At 69.5% G+C, this 20,084-nt stretch carries 20 protein-coding genes and 1 riboswitch; of the genes, 10 read left to right on the top strand and 10 right to left on the bottom strand.

The features are described 5' to 3' along the window. The first annotated feature begins 57 nt into the window (after positions 1 to 57). Positions 58 to 588, top strand: coding sequence for an ester cyclase (locus ACWF9G_RS01520; protein WP_452512838.1), 531 nt, complete (start codon positions 58 to 60; stop codon positions 586 to 588). A 90-nt stretch (positions 589 to 678) separates the two neighbouring features. Here the strand turns inward: ACWF9G_RS01520 and ACWF9G_RS01515 are convergent, their stop codons facing one another. After that, positions 679 to 1,830: an MFS transporter gene (locus tag ACWF9G_RS01515; RefSeq protein WP_452512937.1), complete on the bottom strand. Its 1,152-nt coding sequence runs from the start codon at positions 1,828 to 1,830 to the stop codon at positions 679 to 681. Between the two features lie 226 nt (positions 1,831 to 2,056). Further along, complete coding sequence (locus ACWF9G_RS01510; protein WP_379303469.1) at positions 2,057 to 3,274, bottom strand: NADP-dependent isocitrate dehydrogenase; 1,218 nt, start codon at positions 3,272 to 3,274, stop codon at positions 2,057 to 2,059. 244 nt (positions 3,275 to 3,518) lie between these two features. Here ACWF9G_RS01510 and ACWF9G_RS01505 point away from each other — a divergent pair, with 244 nt between their 5' ends. After that, positions 3,519 to 4,166: a hemerythrin domain-containing protein gene (locus ACWF9G_RS01505; protein WP_452512836.1), complete on the top strand. Its 648-nt coding sequence runs from the start codon at positions 3,519 to 3,521 to the stop codon at positions 4,164 to 4,166. 145 nt (positions 4,167 to 4,311) lie between these two features. Here ACWF9G_RS01505 and ACWF9G_RS01500 read toward each other — a convergent pair whose 3' ends face one another. The 3 genes from ACWF9G_RS01500 to ACWF9G_RS01490 form a co-directional block, all read right to left on the bottom strand. Beyond that, a complete protein-coding gene (locus ACWF9G_RS01500) occupies positions 4,312 to 8,490 on the bottom strand; it encodes a BTAD domain-containing putative transcriptional regulator (protein ID WP_452512834.1) in 4,179 nt (1,392 codons plus the stop codon). 36 nt (positions 8,491 to 8,526) lie between these two features. Continuing rightward, positions 8,527 to 9,213: a hypothetical protein gene (locus ACWF9G_RS01495; RefSeq protein ID WP_452512832.1), complete on the bottom strand. Its 687-nt coding sequence runs from the start codon at positions 9,211 to 9,213 to the stop codon at positions 8,527 to 8,529. 150 nt (positions 9,214 to 9,363) lie between these two features. Further along, positions 9,364 to 10,857: an MFS transporter gene (locus ACWF9G_RS01490; RefSeq protein WP_452512830.1), complete on the bottom strand. Its 1,494-nt coding sequence runs from the start codon at positions 10,855 to 10,857 to the stop codon at positions 9,364 to 9,366. Between the two features lie 133 nt (positions 10,858 to 10,990). Between ACWF9G_RS01490 and ACWF9G_RS01485 the strand changes: the two genes are divergently transcribed. The 3 genes from ACWF9G_RS01485 (at position 10,991) to metX (ending at position 14,447) form a co-directional block, all read left to right on the top strand. Next, complete coding sequence (locus ACWF9G_RS01485; protein WP_452512828.1) at positions 10,991 to 11,731, top strand: TetR family transcriptional regulator; 741 nt, start codon at positions 10,991 to 10,993, stop codon at positions 11,729 to 11,731. Positions 11,732 to 11,794: 63 nt separating this feature from the next. Then, positions 11,795 to 11,905, top strand: a riboswitch (SAM riboswitch). An 80-nt stretch (positions 11,906 to 11,985) separates the two neighbouring features. After that, a complete protein-coding gene (locus ACWF9G_RS01480) occupies positions 11,986 to 13,302 on the top strand; it encodes a bifunctional o-acetylhomoserine/o-acetylserine sulfhydrylase (RefSeq protein ID WP_452512826.1) in 1,317 nt (438 codons plus the stop codon). Beyond that, on the top strand, positions 13,299 to 14,447 hold the full coding sequence (gene metX, locus ACWF9G_RS01475) for a homoserine O-acetyltransferase MetX (protein ID WP_452512824.1): 1,149 nt from the start codon (positions 13,299 to 13,301) through the stop codon (positions 14,445 to 14,447). Before ACWF9G_RS01480 ends, metX begins: the two co-directional genes overlap by 4 nt. Before the next feature lies 1 nt (position 14,448). Here the strand turns inward: metX and ACWF9G_RS01470 are convergent, their stop codons facing one another. Next, positions 14,449 to 15,093 (bottom strand): TetR/AcrR family transcriptional regulator, encoded by a 645-nt coding sequence (locus ACWF9G_RS01470; protein ID WP_452512822.1) that lies wholly within the window; start codon positions 15,091 to 15,093, stop codon positions 14,449 to 14,451. Positions 15,094 to 15,245: 152 nt separating this feature from the next. Here ACWF9G_RS01470 and ACWF9G_RS01465 point away from each other — a divergent pair, with 152 nt between their 5' ends. After that, entirely contained in the window at positions 15,246 to 16,205 is a 960-nt protein-coding gene (locus ACWF9G_RS01465; RefSeq protein ID WP_452512820.1) for an oxygenase MpaB family protein, read from the top strand. Between the two features lie 48 nt (positions 16,206 to 16,253). Here ACWF9G_RS01465 and ACWF9G_RS01460 read toward each other — a convergent pair whose 3' ends face one another. Further along, entirely contained in the window at positions 16,254 to 16,628 is a 375-nt protein-coding gene (locus tag ACWF9G_RS01460) for a winged helix-turn-helix transcriptional regulator (protein WP_452512818.1), read from the bottom strand. Positions 16,629 to 16,697: 69 nt separating this feature from the next. Between ACWF9G_RS01460 and ACWF9G_RS01455 the strand changes: the two genes are divergently transcribed. Further along, positions 16,698 to 17,345, top strand: a complete 648-nt coding sequence (locus ACWF9G_RS01455; protein ID WP_452512816.1) for a nitroreductase family protein — start codon at positions 16,698 to 16,700, stop codon at positions 17,343 to 17,345. Here ACWF9G_RS01455 and ACWF9G_RS01450 read toward each other — a convergent pair. Further along, positions 17,338 to 17,664: a DUF3017 domain-containing protein gene (locus tag ACWF9G_RS01450; protein ID WP_379303492.1), complete on the bottom strand. Its 327-nt coding sequence runs from the start codon at positions 17,662 to 17,664 to the stop codon at positions 17,338 to 17,340. The two genes, ACWF9G_RS01455 and ACWF9G_RS01450, sit on opposite strands and share 8 nt — an antisense overlap. Positions 17,665 to 17,763: 99 nt before the next feature. Between ACWF9G_RS01450 and ACWF9G_RS01445 the strand changes: the two genes are divergently transcribed. From ACWF9G_RS01445 to ACWF9G_RS01435, 3 genes are read left to right on the top strand one after another with little or no spacing between them, the layout of a single operon-like run. Beyond that, a complete protein-coding gene (locus ACWF9G_RS01445) occupies positions 17,764 to 18,228 on the top strand; it encodes a tRNA (cytidine(34)-2'-O)-methyltransferase (protein ID WP_452512814.1) in 465 nt (154 codons plus the stop codon). A 33-nt stretch (positions 18,229 to 18,261) separates the two neighbouring features. Then, a complete protein-coding gene (locus ACWF9G_RS01440) occupies positions 18,262 to 18,501 on the top strand; it encodes a FitA-like ribbon-helix-helix domain-containing protein (protein WP_189030755.1) in 240 nt (79 codons plus the stop codon). Continuing rightward, on the top strand, positions 18,491 to 18,898 hold the full coding sequence (locus tag ACWF9G_RS01435; RefSeq protein WP_452512812.1) for a type II toxin-antitoxin system VapC family toxin: 408 nt from the start codon (positions 18,491 to 18,493) through the stop codon (positions 18,896 to 18,898). The genes ACWF9G_RS01440 and ACWF9G_RS01435 overlap by 11 nt, the downstream gene beginning before the upstream one ends. A gap of 10 nt (positions 18,899 to 18,908) precedes the next feature. On the opposite strand, the gene ACWF9G_RS01430 is transcribed toward ACWF9G_RS01435, so the two are convergent. Together ACWF9G_RS01430 and ACWF9G_RS01425 are read right to left on the bottom strand one after the other, a co-directional pair. Further along, positions 18,909 to 19,136, bottom strand: a complete 228-nt coding sequence (locus tag ACWF9G_RS01430; protein WP_452512810.1) for a DUF167 domain-containing protein — start codon at positions 19,134 to 19,136, stop codon at positions 18,909 to 18,911. After that, complete coding sequence (locus ACWF9G_RS01425; RefSeq protein ID WP_452512808.1) at positions 19,096 to 20,076, bottom strand: DUF4349 domain-containing protein; 981 nt, start codon at positions 20,074 to 20,076, stop codon at positions 19,096 to 19,098. The genes ACWF9G_RS01430 and ACWF9G_RS01425 overlap by 41 nt, the downstream gene beginning before the upstream one ends. Positions 20,077 to 20,084: the final 8 nt, after the last annotated feature.

The following is a 20,084-nucleotide window of genomic DNA, read 5'->3' as shown; positions in this document are numbered from 1 at the left end:
GACGCTTCCGAGACGCGCCGGTGAATTTGCCGCGCACTACGTGCATGGGAGTTTGAGATGACCGATACCAGTCACACCCTGACCGCTATTGCTCCGCCGAGGGACGGCACCTACGCGGAACTCGTCCGATGGGCGTTCGGGCGGCTCAACGCCAAGGATGTCGACAGCCTGCGTGGGTCCTGGTGGACGGCCGATACCGTCGTGTACCTGCCGACCGGGACATGTCGTGGCACCGACGAGATCGCCGCCTACTTCGAGCAGACCTTCGCCGCTGTGGCCGACCTCGATCTCGCGATCGTGGCGATCGCCGAGTCGGATGCGGATGTCTTCGTGCACTGGCATCTGACCGGTCGGCACGTCGGCACGTACTTCGGAATCGACGGCACCGGTACGCGCATCGACTTCGAGGGCATGGATCACTTCGTGCTCGCGGACCGGAAGGTCGCCACCAATACGGTGCGCTACGACCAGATGGAGTTCGCGCGCCAGATCAAGCTGCTCCCCCCGGACGGATCGCTGGCGGATCAGGCGTTGAAGGCCGCCTTCAACGCCAAAACGCGCGTAATAGGCCTCACTCGCCGTCGCTAGCCAGACCTCCGCTCCCCCACGCGGGTGGCAGCTTTCACGATCATCAGGCCCACGCGAAGACCAGCCGCGCGGTCGCCGAGTGTGCGGACGTCAGCTCGGTGTGCCTGTCGGGCTGCGGCGGGCGGCCCACACGGTGACGGTGAAGAGCAGGACGCCCAGGACTGCCAGTAGGGCGCCGACCGCGGCGGGGGCGGTGTAGCCGAGACCTGCCGCGATGACGAGGCCGCCGAGCCAGGCGCCCGCCGCGTTGGCGATGTTGAGGGCGGCGTGGTTGAGGGCGGCGGCCAGGGTTTGGGCGTCGGCGGCGACGTCCATCAGGCGGGTTTGCAGGCCGGGGGCCAGGGCCGCGCCGGATGCGCCGACCAGGAAGGCGCCGATGGCGGCGGTGACGGGGTTGTGGGCGGCCAGGACGAAGCAGGCCAGGATGACCACCATCGCGATCATGGCGAAGAGGATCGAGCGGTCGACACCGCGGTCGGCCATGACGCCGCCGAGGATATTGCCCGCGATCATGCCGAGGCCGAACAGGGCGAGCACGATGGGCACCGCGCCGATCGGCATGCCGGCGACATCGGTCATGGTGGTGGCGATGTAGGTGTAGACGGCGAACATGCCGCCGAATCCGATCGCGCCGACGGCCAGGGTGAGCAGCACCTGCGGGCGGCGTAGCGCGCCGAGTTCGGTCATCGGGTTGGTGACCTTCATACCGCTCAGCGAGGGCACATATCGCCACAGCGCGGCCATCGTCGCCACGCCGATCACGGCGACGACGACATAGGCGTCCCGCCAGCCCAGATGCTGACCGAGCCAGGTCGCGCCGGGCACACCGATCACGTTCGCCACGCTCAGCCCGAGCATCACCGCGGCCACCGCCTTCGCCCGCTGCCCGACCGGGGCGAGCGTGGCCGCCGCCAGCGAGGCGACACCGAAGTAGGCACCGTGCGGCAGCCCGGAGACGAACCGGGCGAGCACGAGGGTGCCGAAGGTGGGAGCAAGCACAGTCGCGGCATTGCCGACGGTGAACGCGGCCATCAACGCGACGAGCAGCTTCTTGCGCGGCACCCTGGCACACAGCGCGGCGATCAGCGGCGCACCGACGACAACGCCGAGCGCGTACGCCGACACCGCGTGCCCGGCCGTCGGCTCGGAGATGTCGAAGGCTCTCGCGATATCGGGCAGCAGGCCCATGGTCACGAACTCGGTGGTGCCGATGCCAAACCCACCCAGCGCCAACGCGAGCATCGCGGGGACATGCCAGCTGGTGCGTGGCGCCTCGACGCGGTCGGCGGCGGAGAGGGAAGAAGTCACGCCTCCATGCAACGGGCCCGGGTACCCAATCGCTACCCGAGGCGGGGGTGAGTTGCCCCACCCCCGGGATCCGGCAACGAAAAAGCGCCCGCATCGGGTTCGATGCGAGCGCCTTTCCCAGCCGTGCGGATCCGCGGTTCGACGCGGAACTCCAGCTATTTCACTTCAGTGCGCGAGCCAGGTTCACGTCCAGCGCACCCAGGAATTCCTCGGTGCTCAGGTAGCCCTGATCGCCACCGACGAGCAGCGCCAGGTCCTTGGTCATCTGGCCGCCCTCGACGGTCTTGATGACGACGTCCTCGAGCGCCTGCGCGAAGCCGATCACCTCGGGGGTGTTGTCCAGCTTGCCCCGGTGCTCCAGTCCACGGGTCCAGGCGAAGATCGACGCGATCGGGTTGGTCGAGGTCGGCTTGCCCTGCTGGTGCTGGCGGTAGTGCCGGGTGACGGTGCCGTGCGCGGCCTCGGCCTCACAGGTCTTGCCGTCCGGGGTGAGCAGCACCGAGGTCATCAGGCCCAGCGAGCCGAAGCCCTGCGCCACGGTGTCGGACTGCACGTCGCCGTCGTAGTTCTTGCAGGCCCAGACGTAGCCGCCCTCCCACTTCATGGAGGAGGCGACCATGTCGTCGATCAGGCGGTGCTCGTAGGTCAGGCCCGCCGCGTCGAACAGGCTCTTGAACTCGGTGTCGAAGATCTCCTGGAAGGTGTCCTTGAACATGCCGTCGTAGGCCTTCAGGATGGTGTTCTTCGTCGACATGTAGACCGGGTAGTTCTGCTGCAGCCCGTAGTTGAGCGAGGCGCGCGCGAAGTCTTCGATCGACTTCTTGAAGTTGTACATACCCATGACGACGCCGCCGTCCTCGGGCATCTTCACGACCTCGTGCACGATCGGCTCGCTGCCGTCCTCCGGGGTGAAGGTCAGCGTGACGGTGCCCGCCTCGTAGACCTTGAAGTCGGTGGCGCGGTACTGGTCGCCGAAGGCGTGGCGGCCGATGATGATCGGCTTGGTCCAGCCGGGCACCAGGCGGGGCACGTTGGAGATGATGATCGGCGCGCGGAAGATGGTGCCACCCAGAATGTTACGGATGGTGCCGTTGGGCGAGCGCCACATCTTCTTGAGGCCGAACTCCTTCACCCGCGCTTCGTCGGGGGTGATGGTGGCGCACTTCACGCCGACGCCGTGCTGCTTGATGGCATTCGCCGCGTCGACGGTGACCTGGTCGTCTGTCTTGTCGCGGTACTCGATGCCGAGGTCGTAGTACTCGAGGTTCACGTCGAGATACGGGTGGATCAGCTTGTCCTTGATGAACTGCCAGATGATCCGGGTCATCTCGTCGCCGTCGAGTTCTACGACGGTACCTTCAACCTTGATCTTGGACATGGATCTTCGTGTCCTCCTAGGATGGTGCCCTCATTGCACGGCCAGGCGAACACGCTTGTGAGCGGACCCCAGCTGTTCCAACAGACAACGTATATGCCCCGCGTTGTCTGCGGGACGTGTGGTGCAAACAAGACGAGCGTACTGCTGCCCCCTACCTCACCGCGATGGGAGGGCCCGCTGTGCGGGACTCCGCCCCGCAGCGGACGGCAAACAGGTCACAAGTGACCGCGGGCACTGTCGGGTCATGACCGACATACGCTCGACTCCCAACCTACTCGGCATCCGGCTGGCCCACCGCGCGATGCTCGCCGATACCGCTCGTTTCGCCGTCCTGGCCGGGGAGCTCGCCGCGGGGACGCCGTGTGCGCCGCGGCGGGCCCGCGCGATCGCCGAGTATCTGGGTCTGCTGTGTGACTCCATCCACCATCACCATCGCATCGAGGACGAGGTTCTCTGGCCTGCGCTCACCGCCGCGGCGGGCGACGCGGTCGACCTCAGGGAGCTGACCGACGACCACGCCCAGCTCGACCCGATGCTCGCCGAGATCAGGGCGGCCTGCGCCGACCTGGTCGCCCGGCGGCCCGGCGCGGCCGCTGTCCTGGCCGAGCGGCTGACCAGGCTGCACACCGTGCTCGACGAGCACATCGCCGACGAGGAGCGGACCGTGTTCCCGATCGTCACCGCGTACGTGAGTGCGGCGCAGTGGACCAAGGTCGAGGCGGCGGCGCGTTCCGGCGCGGTGATGAGTTTCGAGTTGCCACGCATGGCCGCGGTCTGCACGCAGGCGGAGCTCGCCGAGGTGACCGCCGATGGTGGACTGCCGGTGAAGGTCATGCTGGCTGTGTTCGGCATCGGGTACCGCAGGCGGGAGCGGGTGCTGGCCGGTGTGTGAGGGTCGGTGGTCGCTGGGTTGGTGAGTAGCAGCCCACGCTGGAGCCGATAAGACAGATGCCGCCAGGCGAGCAAGGATCCGGCACCGGCGCAAGCCGACGACGTAGGCGGCTGGAACCAGTCGACTAGGCGGCAGGCGTATGCGGCTATGCGGTCGCCGAAGGCCCGGCGGCAGATGCGGGCCGACTGGTAGTCGTCGTCGCGATGTCGATGTCGTCGAGGGCGGCCAGTTCGGTCGTGATGGCGGCGAGTACGTCCTCGGCCGCGGCGCGGTGCTCGGTGGCGGCCGCGTGCTCACCCAGCCGGTCGGCCAGTTCGGCGAGGACGGTGTCGACCGGGCCGAAGGCGACCGACCCGGAGTCCATACCCGCGATGGTGCCCGCTCTGGGCAGCAGGTCCTGATAGAGCCGCCGGGCCGCCTCGACCGTGCCGATCCGGGCGACCACCCTGGCCTCGAACACCGACATCGCGCACCAGTAGTAGTCACGCAGGACCGGGGTGCCCGCGCCGAGCAGCGCGGCCGCTTGCTCGGTGTGTCCCGCGTCGAGCAGGGCCAGCATGTACGCGGACCGGAGCGCGTGCGGTGCGGCCGCGTTCAGCGCGGCGTATCCGTCGAGGCCGGGAGCGAGGTCGCCGAGCGCCCAGCCGGTCATCATCTCGGCCAGCAGGGTCAGTTCGGCACCGTTGGCGTGACCTGCCGCGATCATCTTCGCGCTGAGGTCGGCATCGACGGCCTTGGCGGTCGCGAAGTCGCCGCGCAGTGCGGCGAGCACAGCCAGATGCGCGGTGGAGACGACCAGCAGCGGGCCGAGCTGGCCGCCCTCGGCGCAGTCGAGTGCCTTGGCGATCTCGGCCCGCGCGGCGACCAGCCTGCCCGCGCCCGAGGCGACGAGGAAGCGCAGAAAATGCGCGACCGCCTGGTACTCCGGCAGACCCGCCTCGGTCGACACGCGCAGCAGTTCGTCGGCCAGGTCGCCGCGCTCCGGCCACAGATCGGGACCGAGAGCAACGAAAGCCCTGGCATTGAGTGCGGCGCACAACAATTCGGGATCACCGAGCTCGCGCGCCGCGCGCAAGGCCTCGGCGGAGCAGGCGAAGGCGTGCGGGTTGTCGAAGCCGACGACTTCGAAGGCGGCGGTGACGAGCAGCCGGATCCGCAGGTCCGGCGCTGTCGTGCGGGTCAACGCGGCGGCCAGATCGGCCCGCATGCCACGGTCGGGAGCACCGCGTTCCCGGCTGGTCCAGATCGTGGGGGCGCGCCAGCAGGTGAGGACGGCGACGATGGGGTCGGTGGTGATGGTCGGGGGGTCGGTGACGGGGGTCGTGGCGGAGCCGTCGTGCGTGGCACCGTCCGGCGCGACACCGCCGCCGGTCACCACACCACCACCAGCCGCGGCACCACTACCGGTCGCAGCACGGTGGCCGGTCGCTGCCGTGGGGCCGATCGCAGCACCGCGGCCGGGCTCTGTTGCGGGGCCAGTCGCTATGTCGAGGACGGCGTGGCGATTGGATGTCGGCATCAAGGCGCGGGCCGTTTCCAGGGCTTCGACGCGCAGGATGCGGGCTTGTTCGTCGTTGCCGCCGTAGGCGAGGGCGTTGATCAGGGCGCAGCGGGTCGACAGTGCGGCGAGGCGGTCGTCGCGGGGGGCGGTGGCGCTGCCATGTCCTGCGCGCGTGTGTAATTCGAGTGCGGAGCGCCAGAGGGGCTCAGCGTCCTGGTGGGCGCGGCGGGCGGTGCGTCTGCGGGCAGCGGCGAGGACGTAGCGCAGGGCCCGGCCTGCGTTCGCGGTGCCCGCACCGGCGATGGCGTGGTGCGCCATGGCGTCGAGGTCGACTGCGCCGGTGGCTGATTCGAGGCCTGCGATGCGGTGATCGGCAGGCCGGTGAACGCTTGCGATGGTCGTGCCGGTGCGGCGTTCGAGCAGTTCCAGAGCCGACCAGTGCAGGCGGGCCCGACGCAAGGCGGGTATGTCGCCGTAGACGGCATCGCGAATCAGCGCGTGGGCGAAGGTGATTCGATCGGTGCCCGTGATCCGGACGAGGCCGGCGACCGTGACGGTGTCGACCAGGTCGATCAGCGTCTCCTCCGGCTCGGCGGTCAGCTCGAGCAGGGTGTCGAAGTCGATGTCGTCGCCCCACACCGCGGCCAGGCGCAAGGCCCTGGCCGCGCCCGCGGGCAGCCGGGCGATCCGGCGGCTCAGCACATCGCGCACACCATCCGGTACGGCGTGCAGATCGCCCACCGCCGCAGCGAGTTTGGCGACCTCGCGGACGAAAAGCGGGTTACCGCCGGTTCGCTCGCGCAAGCGCTCGGCGGTGTCGTCATCGATGGACCCCAGCCCCGCACCTGCCGCGACCGCGCGCACCGCCGCGGTATCGAGACCACCCAGCTCCAGCCGTCGACCGGTCGTCGCCGCCAGCGCCGCAGCCGTAGCCCGCACCCCCGCGTCGGCCTCGGACCCCCGAGCGGTGACCAGGACCAGCACCGGCCGCTGTGCCAGCCAGGCCACCACCTGCCGCAGGATCTGCAAGGTAGCGCTGTCGGCACGATGGACATCTTCGAGAACCACCAGCACCGGCCCGTCGGCCAGTCGCTGCCCACACGCCCGAGTCACCGCCTGCGCGATAGCGAACGGTCCCGCCTGCGCACCGAACCCGTCCGGTCCCGGATCCGCCGAAACCCGCGCACCGAACGACTCCGATGCCGGACCTGCCGATGTCCGGGCGGTTTCACCGTGACCTGATACCGGGGCCGCCGCAATCTGCGCGCCAAGGACTCGCGGAGACCCCGGGGCCGTCGGCTGCTGAGCGCGCTCACCTCGCGGTGACACAGCGCCTGCCACCGTCTGCACGCCGAGTCCGTCGAGCAGATGTATCCAAGCCCACGCGGCGGGCGCGCCGTCGACTTCGGGGCACGCCGCGCTCACGACGGTCCACCCGTCGGCAGCGAGTGCGCAGGCCAGCGATTCGGCCTGGGTGGTCTTGCCCGCACCCGCTTCACCTTCCAGCCACACCACCCTGGCCCGCCCGTGCGCCCCCACCTCGCCCGCCTCGGCGAGCAGCGCCGCCCGTTCGGCGTCATACCCGACCGCCGCGCCGATGAACCGCGATCGCGTACCGGCCAGATCCGCGCGACCGCCGTCCCCGGGCCGATCCGCCGCCACACCCACGCCGACAACCGGAGCCCCATCGCCGACCGGACCTGTAGACCGAGCAGCTACCACCCGACCACTCGCCGACCTGGCCGGTTCCCCTCCGTCAGCAGCCCGCGCAGGGTCAGCGGTGAGCCGATCAGAGTCAGCCGCACCGTCTACCGGCGGGGGAACGTGCGCGGGGCGAGGGGCACCCGCAGCACGATCGGCGGCCTGGGTGGCACCGCCATCGGCAACCCGTGCGGAGGTCGCACCATCGCCGATGAGTCGACCCACCGCAATCCGGTCAGCGACATCGGCAGGGTGCTGGTTGGGGAACGGCGGATCGGACTTCGGTCGGCCGGCGATCGATGGTGTCGGTGCCTCTGGCCGCGTCGAATCGGGCGATCGGGGCGGGTCGGCTGGTACCGGGGGCTGATCCAATTCCGGTGCGTGGGTGAGGATCGCGGTTTCCAAGGCGCCGAGGGCAGGCCCGGGGAGGACACCGAATTCGGTGTCCAGGTAGGTGCGGACTCGGCGCAAGGTGGCGAGGGCGTCGAGTTGGCGGCCGAGGCGATATTGGGTGAGGGCCAGGAGGCGGGCGGCGTTTTCGCGGTCGGGGTGGTCGGCGACGTGCGAGTGGAGGAGGGCGAAGGCCTCGTCGGGGTGGCCGAGGGCCAGGGCCGCTTCGGCGCGGCGTTCGACGGCGAGGCGGCGGAGTTCGTGGAGGCGGGCGGCTTCCGGGATGACCCAGTGGGTCGTCGCGAAGGGGGCGTACGGCTCGCCGTGCCAGCACGCGAGTGCGTCGCCGAGGACGCGATAGCGCTGGGCGGGGTCGGGGTCGCCGTCGGCGAGCAGGCGCTCGAACTGCCAGGCGTCGACCGCGGATCGGTCGAGGCGCAGGGCGTAGCCGGGGGCCTCGGAGATCAGGACGGTGGCGGGTGCGCGGGGCGGGCGGCCGGGTTCGATCGCGCGGCGCAGGTAGGAGATGTGGGCCTGGAGGGCGCCGAGGGCTTTGGGTGGCGGATCGCCTGCCCACAGGTCGTCGATCAGCCGGTCGGTCGACACCACGTCGCCGCCCGCGAGGACCAGGCGGGCCAGGAGCGCGCGCTGACGCGGTCCACCCAGATCGGCGGGCCGCTCCCCCACCTCGACCCGCAGCGGGCCGAGTACTTCGATGCGTACGGCGGGCATGCCGCCGTACGGTCCTTCGTCTTCGATACGGTCAATTTACCTGGCGATACGCACCCCCGCGACGCCGATCGCCACACCTTGGGCGACCGTGCCGGGGATGATCCACCAGCCCTCGGCGCCCGGCAGCACCCCGGGCAGCATCGCCGACACCGTCATCGCCAGGGTGCCCGCGATGATCAGCACGCCCGACCACCGGCCGAACACCGCGGCGGGCCGGATCAGCGCGTACACCGCGAGCAGGACGAATCCGAGCAGCAGCGCCAGCGACAAGGGCGCGAGCACCGGGGCCGAGGCGTCGGCGATCTCGGTCGCGGCGTGATGATCGAGCAGGCCGGTGACGTAGACCTCGTGGTAGGCGCCGATCGGGATGACCACCGCCAGCCCGGCGAACAACAACCCGTGCGCGAAGGTGAGCATCTTGCCCGCCCAGTCCGCGCCCGGTCGGCGGATGGCACGGACCAGCGCGGGTAGGCCGACCGCCATCAGCACCGCGCCGACGGCGAAGGTGAGATGCGCGGCTTCCCAGGTCGCCGCGTGCTCGGCGGATTCGGAGTGCTCGAGCGGGTGCATGAGGTTGCCCGCTGCCCACAGCGCCGCGCCGACGGCCAGGACTCCGGCCCGCACCCGCTCACGACTTCCCGCCGGGGCGGGGCTGGACGCACGGTCGGCGGGGTGCGGCGCCGAGGTGGTGTTGTTGTGCTCATCGGCAATCTCGATAGTCATGAGCCGAGCGTGACCGCCGGCGATTGGCTGCCACTTGCGAACGAATTGCGGTTGCCTCGAAACCGTCGGCACGTCGAACGACCGGCGGTGGCGCGACAACAGGCGAGCCCCGCACGCCGGAAAGGCATGCGGGGCTCGGCGATCCGGTACTCAGACCGCGATCGGCACCCGGGCGGCGTGCTCGTCGCCTTCGATCAGGTTCTCCGGCTTGTCCCTGATCATCACCGCGATCACCACCGCGGCGACGAGGAAGAAGCCGGCGCCGACATAGAACGCCACGTCGTAGCTGTGGATCGAGGCCCGCTCGACGAGGTGGTCGACGGTCGGATTGTCGGTCGCGTAGTTCTTCGCCGCCTGCACCGAGATCGTGGTGAGCAATGCGGTGCCGACCGCGCCGCCGACCTGCTGGGCGGCATTGAGCAGAGCACTGGCCACGCCGGAGTCGTCGGCGTCGACCTGATGCAGCGCGACGGCCTGCATGCCGACGAACAACGGCCCCATACCGAGCGCGATCAGCAGCTGGGCGGGCAGCACGCTCAGCGCGTACCCGTCGCCGTAGCCGAGCTGGGCCAGCCACAGCAGACCCACGGTGCCGAGCAGCGCGCCGACCACCATCAGCGGGCGCGGGCCGAGCTTGGGCATCAGCGCGCTGGTGACACCCGCCGAGATCGCGATGCCGACCGGGAACGGCAGGAACGCGACGCCCGCTTTCAACGGCGAGTAGCCGAGGGTGTTCTGGTAGTAGAAGCTCAGGAACAGGAACATCGCGAACATGGCGATCGGGATGAACAGCGCGGCCAGCAGCGCGCCACCCCGGTTGACCTCCCCCGGAATGCGCAGCGGCAGCAGCGGATTCGCCGAGCGCGCCTCGATGACGACGAAGGCGATCAGCAGCGCGGCGCCCGCCCCGAGCAGGACGAGGGTGCTCGCGGCCAGCCAGCCGTGTTCGGCGGCGCGGCTGAATCCGTAGACGATCGACACCAGCCCGAGCGTCACGGTGACGGCGCCGGGCAGGTCGTAACCGCCGACCCGCGGCACCGGCACATCGCGCACGATGACCGCCAGCGCGCCGAGCAGCGCGACGATCGCGACCGGCGTGTTCATCAGCAGGGTCCAGCGCCACGACACGTACTCGGTGAGCGCGCCACCGACGATCAACCCGAACGCGACACCGCCCGCCGAGATACCGGCGAACACCGCGAACGCGCGCGCCCGCTCCTTGACGTCGGTGAACGTCACCGACAACAGCGACAGTGCCGATGGCGCGAGCAACGCCGCGAACGCGCCCTGCAAGCCGCGCCCGAGGAACAGCTGCAACCCGTCCTGGGCGAGCCCGGCCAGCGCCGACGCGGCGGCGAACCCGACCAGGCCGATCAGGAAGATGCGCCTGCGGCCGAGGTAGTCGGCCATCCGCCCGCCCAGCAACAGCAGGCCGCCGAAGATCAGGGTGTAGGCGGTGAGCGCCCACTGTTTGTCGCCCTCGCTGATGCCGAGGTCTTTCTGGGCGAACGGGAGCGCGATCGTGACGACGGTGGCGTCGAGGATCACCATCAACTGTGCGGAGGCGAGGACAGCCAGCGCCCACCATCGCGTCGAATTCTGTTGTGTATCAGTTGGTTTCGCGTCTATCTCGATGCCGGTCACCACGGACTCCTAGTCACTCGAAGGCTGGCCTAATCCTGGCACCACGAGACAATTGGCGTCAAGAGCAAAATGTCTGACTGCGCCATTTGACGGGAAGGGACAGACAAATCAGGCAGGACGGTAATCTGGAGGGATGCTGGACTCGACCACTCCGATCGGCGCGGACCGGGCGACCGAACCGGCAGGCCCCACCGCGGCCGACCGCGTGCCTGCGGGCCTGCGTGAACGCAAGAAGCTCCAGACCAAGGCGGCGATCATCGAGGTCGGGCTGCGACTGTGTGAAACACAGGGCTTCGACGCGACGACGGTCGAGCAGATCGCCGCGGGCGCCGATGTCTCCCCGCGCACGGTCAACCGCTACTTCCCGCTCAAGGAAGACATCGTGCTCGCGCCGATCGACGAGTTCGGCGGCACCGTCGCCGTCGCACTCGCCGGGCAACCGCGCACCGGCAACGAACTCAAGGCGCTGTGTGACGCCTACCTGCAGGTCGTCGATACCGAGGCCGAGGCCGACGGCATCCGGTTCCTGCGCCAGTTCCAGCAGATGCAGCGGATCATGCGGACCAGCCAGGCCGTGAACGCGCGCGCCCTCGAATACGCGGAGAAGAAGAACGTCTCGGTCTGCGCGCAACTCGCCGAGCGGATGGCGACCACGCCGGACGACTTCTCGGTCCGGGTGGTGGCCGGCACCTGGCAGATGTTGTGCCACCTCTCGCTCGCCGCCATCGAGGACGAGCTGCTCGGCTCGACGCCGGAAGCCGCCGCCGGGGTGACCAAGGCCGCCATCCTGCGCGCCTACCACGAGCTTCGCCGCGTCTGCGGTGCGCACGCCGACGGCGACACGCCAGAGGTCGGCACACCGTCGGCGGAGTGATCCAGGCGACGAAACCGGGGGAAGTTTCCGCGCTGACACGATGGCCGGTTAACATGACGGCAAGGTCATGAGTACCAGCGCCAAGCCCCGGCTCGCTGGTCGGCAACCCTCCAGCTGCGGTGGGGTGCTCCGGGTGATGACCGGGCTCTCGAAGGTCGAGAGCAAGCGCGCATTGCAGGAGGCCCCCATGTGTTGTTGTCCGTCGATCCGACCCAGCTGACGCGAGACACCGGCAAACAATCCTGGAGCAATTCATGACCGACTCTGCCCTGCCCGAGAACTGGTCCTTCGAGACCAAGCAGATCCACGCGGGCCAGGCCCCCGACGCGAGCACCAACGCGCGGGCACTGCCGATCTACCAGACCACCTCCTACACCTTCCGCGACACCGACCACGCCGCCGCGCTGTTCGGTCTCGCCGAACCGGGCAACATCTACACCCGGATCATGAACCCCACCCAGGACGCGGTCGAGCAGCGCATCGCCGCGCTCGAGGGTGGCGTCGCGGCGCTGCTGCTGGCCTCCGGCCAGGCCGCCGAGACCTACGCGATCCTGAACCTGGCCAGCGCCGGTGACCACATCGTGTCGAGCCCGCACCTCTACGGCGGCACGTACAACCTGTTCCACTACTCGCTGCCCAAGCTCGGCATCGAGGTCTCCTTCGTCGAGGATCCCGACGACCTGGCGCAGTGGCAGGCCGCCATCCGGCCCAACACCAAGGCCTTCTACGGCGAGACCATCGCCAACCCGAGCAGCGCGGTGTTCGACATCCCCGGCATCGCCGAGGTGGCGCACAAGGCCGGTATCCCGCTGATCGTCGACAACACCGTCGCGACCCCGTACCTGATCCAGCCGCTGGCCAACGGCGCCGACATCGTCGTGCACTCGGCCACGAAGTACCTGGGCGGGCACGGCGCCGCGGTCGCGGGCGCGATCGTCGACGGCGGCACCTTCGACTGGACCGTGCGCGACGCCGACGGCAACGCGCGCTTCCCCGGTTTCACCGAGCCCGATCCCAGCTACCACGGCGCGGTGTTCGCCGACCTTGGCGCGCCCGCCTTCGCGCTGAAGGCCCGCGTGCAGCTGCTGCGCGATCTGGGTGCCGCGGTGTCGCCGTTCAACGCGTTCCTCATCGCCCAGGGCATCGAAACGCTGAGCCTGCGGGTCGAACGGCACGTGTCCAACGCCGAGGCCGTGGCGAAGTTCGTCGCCGAGCAGCCGGGCGTCGAGGCCGTGTACTATGCGGGGCTCGAGACCTCGCCCTGGTACGCGCGGGCCAAGCAGCTCGCACCCAAGGGCGCGGGCGCGATCGTCGCGTTCGAGCTGCGCGGCGGTGTCGACGCGGGCAAGAAGTTCGTGGACGCGTTAAGCCTGCACAGCCATGTCGCTAACATCGGTGATGTGCGTTCTCTCGTGATTCACCCGGCATCGACCACGCACTCGCAGTTGACGCCCGAAGAGCAACTGGCCTCCGGCGTCACTCCGGGGCTGGTCCGGCTCGCCGTCGGCATCGAGGGAATCGACGACATCCTGGCCGATCTGCGCGCAGGTTTCGCGGCGGCGACGACGTGACTGTGAGCACCGAATCGCCGATCGCCCGTCCCGCAACCGGTGTGGCCCTGCTGCCACCGCCGGACGGGCGACTCGGCGTGGTCGCCATCGGGGACGTGGCGCTGGAGAACGGCGCCGTGCTCCCCGATGTGCGGCTGGCGGTGCAACGCTGGGGCGAGCTCTCGCCCACGCTCGACAATGTGGTGCTCGTCGAACACGCGCTGACCGGTGACTCGCATGTCATCGCCAGCGCGGACAACGCGCAGCCCGGCTGGTGGGAGGGCATGGTCGGGCCCGGCGCGCCGATCGACACCGACGAATGGTGTGTGATCGCGACCAACGTGCTCGGCGGCTGCAAAGGCAGCACCGGCCCGTCCTCGCTCGCGCCCGACGGCACGCCGTGGGGCTCGCGCTTTCCCGATCTGACCATCCGTGACCAGGTGACCGCGGAGGCGCAGCTGCTCGAGCTGCTCGGGATCGAGCGGCTGGGCGCCGTCGTCGGCGGGTCGATGGGCGGCATGCGAGTGCTGGAGTGGGTCGTCGGGCAGCCCGAGCGGGTCGCGGCCGCGCTCGTGCTGGCCGTCGGCGCCCGCGCCACCGCCGATCAGATCGGCACCCAGACCACCCAGATGGCCGTCATCACCGCCGATCCGGATTGGCAGGGCGGGGACTATCACGGCACCGGCCGCGCCCCGATGACCGGCATGGGCCTGGCCCGGCGCATCGCGCACCTGACCTACCGCACCGACGGCGAGCTCGACCACCGCTTCACCAATCGGCCCCAGGGCGACGAGGATCCGTGGACGGGCGGCCGCTACGCGGTGCAGAGCTACCTCGAGCACCAGGCCGAGAAGCTCTGTCAGCGATTCGATCCGGCCACCTATGTACTGCTCAGCGAGGCCATGAACCGGCACGACGTGGGTCGCGGCCGTGGCGGGATCGCCGCCGCGCTGGCCTCGACCCCGGTCCCGTGCGTGGTGGGCGGTGTCGACTCCGATCGACTCTACCCCCTGCACACCCAGGCCGAGCTGGCCGAGGGTCTGCCCGGCTGCGCCGGTCTCGAGATCGTGCACTCGCGCGACGGGCACGACGGCTTCCTGACCGAGGCCGCCGCGGTGTCGAAGCTGCTCACCGAGACGATGCGCCTGGCTCGCGAGAGCCGCTGACTCAGTCTCTCGCCGTACCCGTCAGCAGGGTGACGATCGAGCGGACGTATTCCTGGAGCCGTTCGCGCGGATACTCCTGCGGCTCGTTGACCGCCAGCCTGCCGAGCATCTCGGCGACGGTGAGGGTCGAGTTCGCGAGCAGGCCCGCGTCCATCCCCGACCAACGCGGTGACATCGCGATACCCACGCGGACAAGGGATTCCGCGCGGGCCAGGATCTCGGCGCGAGCCGTACGCAAGGCGGCACGGTATTCGTCGGGAGCGCTGGCCGGGGTCGCCAGGATCAGCCGCCAGCGCGTCGGATTCGCCAGGGCGACACCGACGAACGCTTCGACCGTCGCCGAGGCGGCGGCGACCGGATCGGTGTCGAGCAGGTTCTCCGGCAGGGTGTCGGCGATCTGATCCAGCCCGCGTTCGCGCTCGCGTTCCAGCAGGGCCTCGACGAGCTCGGCGCGGGTCTTGAACACGGTGTACAGCACCGGTTTTCCGACGCCGGCCTCCTGGGCGACGGCTTCCATGCTCAGCTCGTGCAGTTCCATCCGGCCGAGCACGGCGAAGGCGGCATCGAGGAGCTGGGCGCGCCGCTCGTGCGGTGGCAGGCGCGGGGCATAGCGGCGCCGCGGCCGTTGCTCCTGGGTCGAAGTCACGCCCGCACCTCCTGTCGTTTCCTGGACGATACCCCGGCGGTGGAGTCTCGGCCTCAATCCTACGCAACCGTTGTATTCGCTTCGCACCATTGCTACGGTTGCGTTGTATTCAACTGCGAGGTTCGCCTCGGCACTGCAAAGGAGCACGTGCAATGGCTTTCGATCCGTCCACCCTGCGCCGCGACGACTACGGCTTCTTCGGGCCAGGCTCCCCCAGCTGGAAGGTGTGGGCATCGCCGACCGCGCTGATCGGTTTCCAGCGCGCGGTCACCCTCGAGCACTTCGACCCGTTCCTGACCGCGGCGGTCGCCGATTCACAGGGCATCTACGACAACCCCGCGACCCGCCTCGACCACACGCTCGCCTACTTCGTGCTGGTCGCGCTCGGCGACGGCCGCACCGCCATCCAGGCCGCCGAGCACCTGATGAAGGTGCACGCGCCGATGACGGGCATCGAACCGATCAGCGGCAAGCGCTACAGCGCCAACAACCCGGAATCCCAGCTGTGGATCCACATCACCGGCTGGCATTCGGTGCTCAAGTGCTACGAGATGTACGGGCCGGGACCGCTGAGCCCCGAGGAAGAGCAGCGGTACTGGGCCGAGTGCGCGATCGCCGCCGAGCTGCAGACCTGCAAACCCGCCGATGTGCCGCGCACCCGCGACGAGGTGCACGCCTATTTCGAGCGGGCGCGGCCGCAGCTGTGCGTCTCCGAGCGGGCGATCGAGGGCATGCACTACCTGCTGTGGACACCGCCGGGCAAGGGCTGGCATTTCGCGATCGGCAGCAGGCTGCTGTCGCTGGCCACCATCCCGACCCTGCCGATGTGGATGCGCAAGCTCGGCCGCTTCGCCGTACCGCGCGTCGTCGACCCGCTCGTCCGGATCCCCGCGAAGGTGATCGCCTGGACCGCCGCCCGCCGCGACAACTGGGTCCTGATCAAGGCCGCCCCGTTCATCGCCCCGATGACCGGCGCGATCTTCGCCGCCCACGCCCACTCCGCACCGCCGCGGACCCTGTCGACGATCACCCCGCAGCAGGCCCGCGAGCTCTACGGCAGCCAAGGCACCCGCAGCCTGTGGGAGCAGCGCGTGCCCGCCGAATCCGCCTGATCGAGTCGGCCCAGGGCCGCCGCCGCGCCACGCCGGGCCGCGGCCCGGTCAGGGCGACATGCGCCTGGCCTTCTCGATGCGATTGATATTCGTCTCGACCCATTCCCGCAGCGCCGCGATCGGTTCGCACAGGCTGCGACCGAGATCGGTGAGCGTGTACTCGACCCGGGGCGGCACCGTGGGATACACCGTGCGCGCGACGAATCCGTCGCGCTCGAGCTGACGCAGGGTCTGCGTGAGCATCTTCTGGGAGATGCCGTCGATCCGGCGGCGCAGGTCGGTGTAGCGCAGGGTGCCGTCGGCGAGCGCGTCCACGATCAGCACCGTCCACTTGCCCGCGATGTGGTCGAGGACCTCGCGGGTCGGACATTTGGCCGAGTAGACGTCGGCGGGCAGGCCGGTCGCTTCATGAACTGTGCGCATCCAGCCGATTATAACGCACTTTCAGGTGCCTACTTCCCAAAGGAGAGTGACTCTCCGATAGTAGGAATCATGATCACGCAGACACTGTCAGTCACCGAAGCCATCCGCACCCGGCGCACCGTCCGCCACTACCGGCCCGATCCCATCGCCCCCGAACTGCTCGAAGAACTGCTCGACCTGGCCGTGCAAGCCCCGAGCGCCTGGAACATGCAGGACCGCTCGATCGTCGTGGTGACCAGCGACGACGGCCGGAAGGCATTGTCGGAGGCGGCTTTCGGTCAGCCGCAGCCGCTGGAGGCGCCCGCGGTGCTGGTGTTCGTCGCCGACCCGGCGGCCTGGACATCCGCCAACACCGATATCGCCGAGCGAGCCGTGCGGAACGGGGCGTGGAACGAGCGGTTTCAGGCGATGTTCGATTCGCGCGCCGAATATCACTCGTTGCGCGAGCGCGGGCTGCTGCGTGAGAACGCCGTGAAGAACGCGATGATCGCCGCTACCTATGTGATGCTCGCGGCGACCGGTCTCGGGCTCGCCTCCGCGCCGATGAACGGGTGGGACGCCGAGCTGGTGAAGCAGGCGATCGGCGTCGACGCGGACGCGGATCTGGCGATCGCGGTCATGGTCACCGTCGGCTACGGCGCGGACACCCCGCCGCACCCGGGTCGCAGGCCGCGCGAGCGGGCGGTGTTCGCCGAGCGCTATCCGGCGCTCAGCTGACGCCGAGGGTGTTGATGGTGGCGGCGAGGAAGACGATGGCGCTGCCCAGCGCCGTGAGGGTGGCCACGTCGAACGGCTTGCTGCGGACCGCGAGCAGCCCCACCTGCACGGTCGGCAGGCACAATCGGAACGCGGCGGCCACCAGGGCCGCGCTGCCGAAGATGATCGCGCCGCGCCGCCACCGATCCCAGGCGACGAACACGACAGCGACCAGGATCAGCGCGCTCACCACGGTCATCGGCAGATGACTGCGCAGGTACTGCTGCCACGCGCTCAACCGCACGACCCGATGCTTCCCGGTCGTCTCCGCCTTGTTCACGGCGCCGATTGTTCCAGACGCGGCCGCCGGTCGGGCGCCCCGAGCCCGATCGGTGGGGCGAGCCGAGTGCGCGAGCCCGGCATGACAGAGTGATGCGCTGTGCTGCACCTGATCTTTCACAACCCCGTGATCCCACCCAACACCGGCAACGCGATCCGGCTGGCCGCGGGGACCGGTTGCGCGCTGCATCTGATCGAACCGCTCGGCTTCGACCTCTCGGAGTCGAAACTGCGCAGGGCCGGGCTGGACTATCACGACCTCGCGGTGGTGACGGTGCATCCCGACCTGGCGACGGCGTGGGCGGCCATCGAGCCTGGGCGGGTGTTCGCGTTCACCACCCAGGCCACCACCCGCTTCACCGATGTCGCCTACCGCGACGGCGACGCCCTGCTGTTCGGCACCGAACCCACCGGGCTACCGGCCGAGGTGCTCGCCGACCCTCACATCACCGACCAGGTCCGCATCCCGATGCTGCCCGGCCGCCGCTCGATGAACCTGTCCAACGCCGCGGCGGTGTCGGTGTACGAAGCATGGCGCCAGCTGGGCTTCCCCGGCGCGGTATAGCCGTTAGCGCTATCTCAGCGCTAAAATAGCGCTATGGCTACCATCCAGGTTCGGGACATCCCCGACGAGGACGCCGAGGTGTTCCGCAGACGCGCCGAAGCAGAGGGTATGTCGCTGCAGGCATACATGCGGCGGGAGTTGATCGCCGCCGCACGTCGCCGTTCGAAGACCGAGGCGATGGCGGCAATCCGTGAAGCGCTCGAGCGCGATTCGAGCGCGGGAGCCGATCGCGAGTCGATCCTGAGCGCATTGGACGACGCCCGTGGCGAGTGACGAGTACGTGCTCGACGCCTCGGCCGCCTCCACCGCGTTGCTGCGCAAGGACGCCGTCGGGACCGCCGTCGGACGGTTGATCGAGACCAGCACCTGCCACGCGCCACATCTCATCGATGCGGAAGTCGGCAATGTGTTGCGCCGCCATGAGCGCAAGGGCCTGATCGACCCTGATACCGCCACGATCGGCCTGCGCATGTTGGCGACGATGGTCGATCGGCGCTATGCCCACCAGGGTTGGCTCAGCGAGCAGGCATGGCTGCTCCGCCACACAATCACGTTCTACGACGGCCTCTATGCCGCGTTGGCGGCACGACTCGATGTTCCGCTGCTCACCAGCGACGCACGGCTCAGCAAAGCGCCCGGACTGCCGTGCCGAGTCGAAGTGATCGACTGAGTTTCCGGCGTCAGTCGTCGACGGCGAAGCGTTTGAAGCGGGAGGTGGCGCCGCCGGTCAACCGCACCGCCGATTTGGCGACGCCGAAGTGCTCGGCGAGGAGTTCGATGGCGGCCCTGTTGGCTTTGCCCTCGACGGCGGGGGCGCGGACGTAGAGGGTGAGGGTGCCGTCGTCGGCGATTTCGACCAGCGGGCCTTTACGGCTGTTCGGTTTGATCGTCGCCCGTACGGTCGGCATCGGTCGCTTCCTTCTCGTGTCCCGCGGTCGGCGAGGTGGTCTCGGCCGCAGGAGTTATCACGGCAGGTGCCACGGGTGCGGTGGGGCGGCGACGGCGCAGCACGGTCCGCAGCACCAGCCAGAGCACGCCGCCGAGCACGGCGAGGAAGCCCAGCCACGGGACCGCCTTGCCCGCGAAGACGACCGCGTCGCGCAACCAGTCGACGAGCGAGTTCCAGCCCGCGACGATGCCGTCCCAGAAATTGTCCGGGTCGCCGGGCGCCTTCTTGTCGTCGGCGGTGAGGGTGATGGTGAGCGTGGACAGCGCGACCTGGTCGTCGAGCGAGCGCTTCTGCGCGGTGAGGCTGTCGAGCTCGCCCTGCCTGCTCGACAACGCCTCCTCGGCGGCGATCAGGTCGGCGGTGTTGGTCGCGCCTGCGATGAGCGCGCGCAACCGGTCGACGGAGGCCTGTAGTGCGCGGATGCGGGCGTCGAGGTCCTCCCACTGCATGGTGACGTCGTCGCGGTTGGTGCTGACCTCGGTGACGGTGCCGATCCCGCCGAGACCGGTGATGAAGGCATCGGTCTTGTCGGCGGGCACCCGCACACTGAGCACCGCGCGTGCCGTGCGGTCGTCGGTGCCCGGCTGTTCGGTGCGGCTGTCGATCCGGCCGTCCATGGCGCGCACCTGCTCGGTGACGGTCGCCGCTGCGCCGATCGGATCGTCGGCGATGATGTCGACCGAGCCGGTGATCACCTCTTTCCGATTCGCCGAATCCGACGGCGCTGGGCCCTCTTTGGACGGCGCCCCCTCCCGGAACCCAGGCGCCACCGCGGCAGCCGGCCCCGAAACACTCGGCGAGGACGCGTGATCGGCCTGACTCTCGCTCGCGTCGTCCCCACACCCGGCCAGGAACAACAGCCCGAACACCCCGACCATCACCACGGCAAGCTTGCGCATGTTCGCAG

This window comes from Nocardia sp. NPDC055029 (assembly GCF_053608525.1).
The sequence above is the reverse complement of the archived record's forward strand: the minus strand, read 5'-3'. Positions and strand labels throughout refer to the sequence as shown.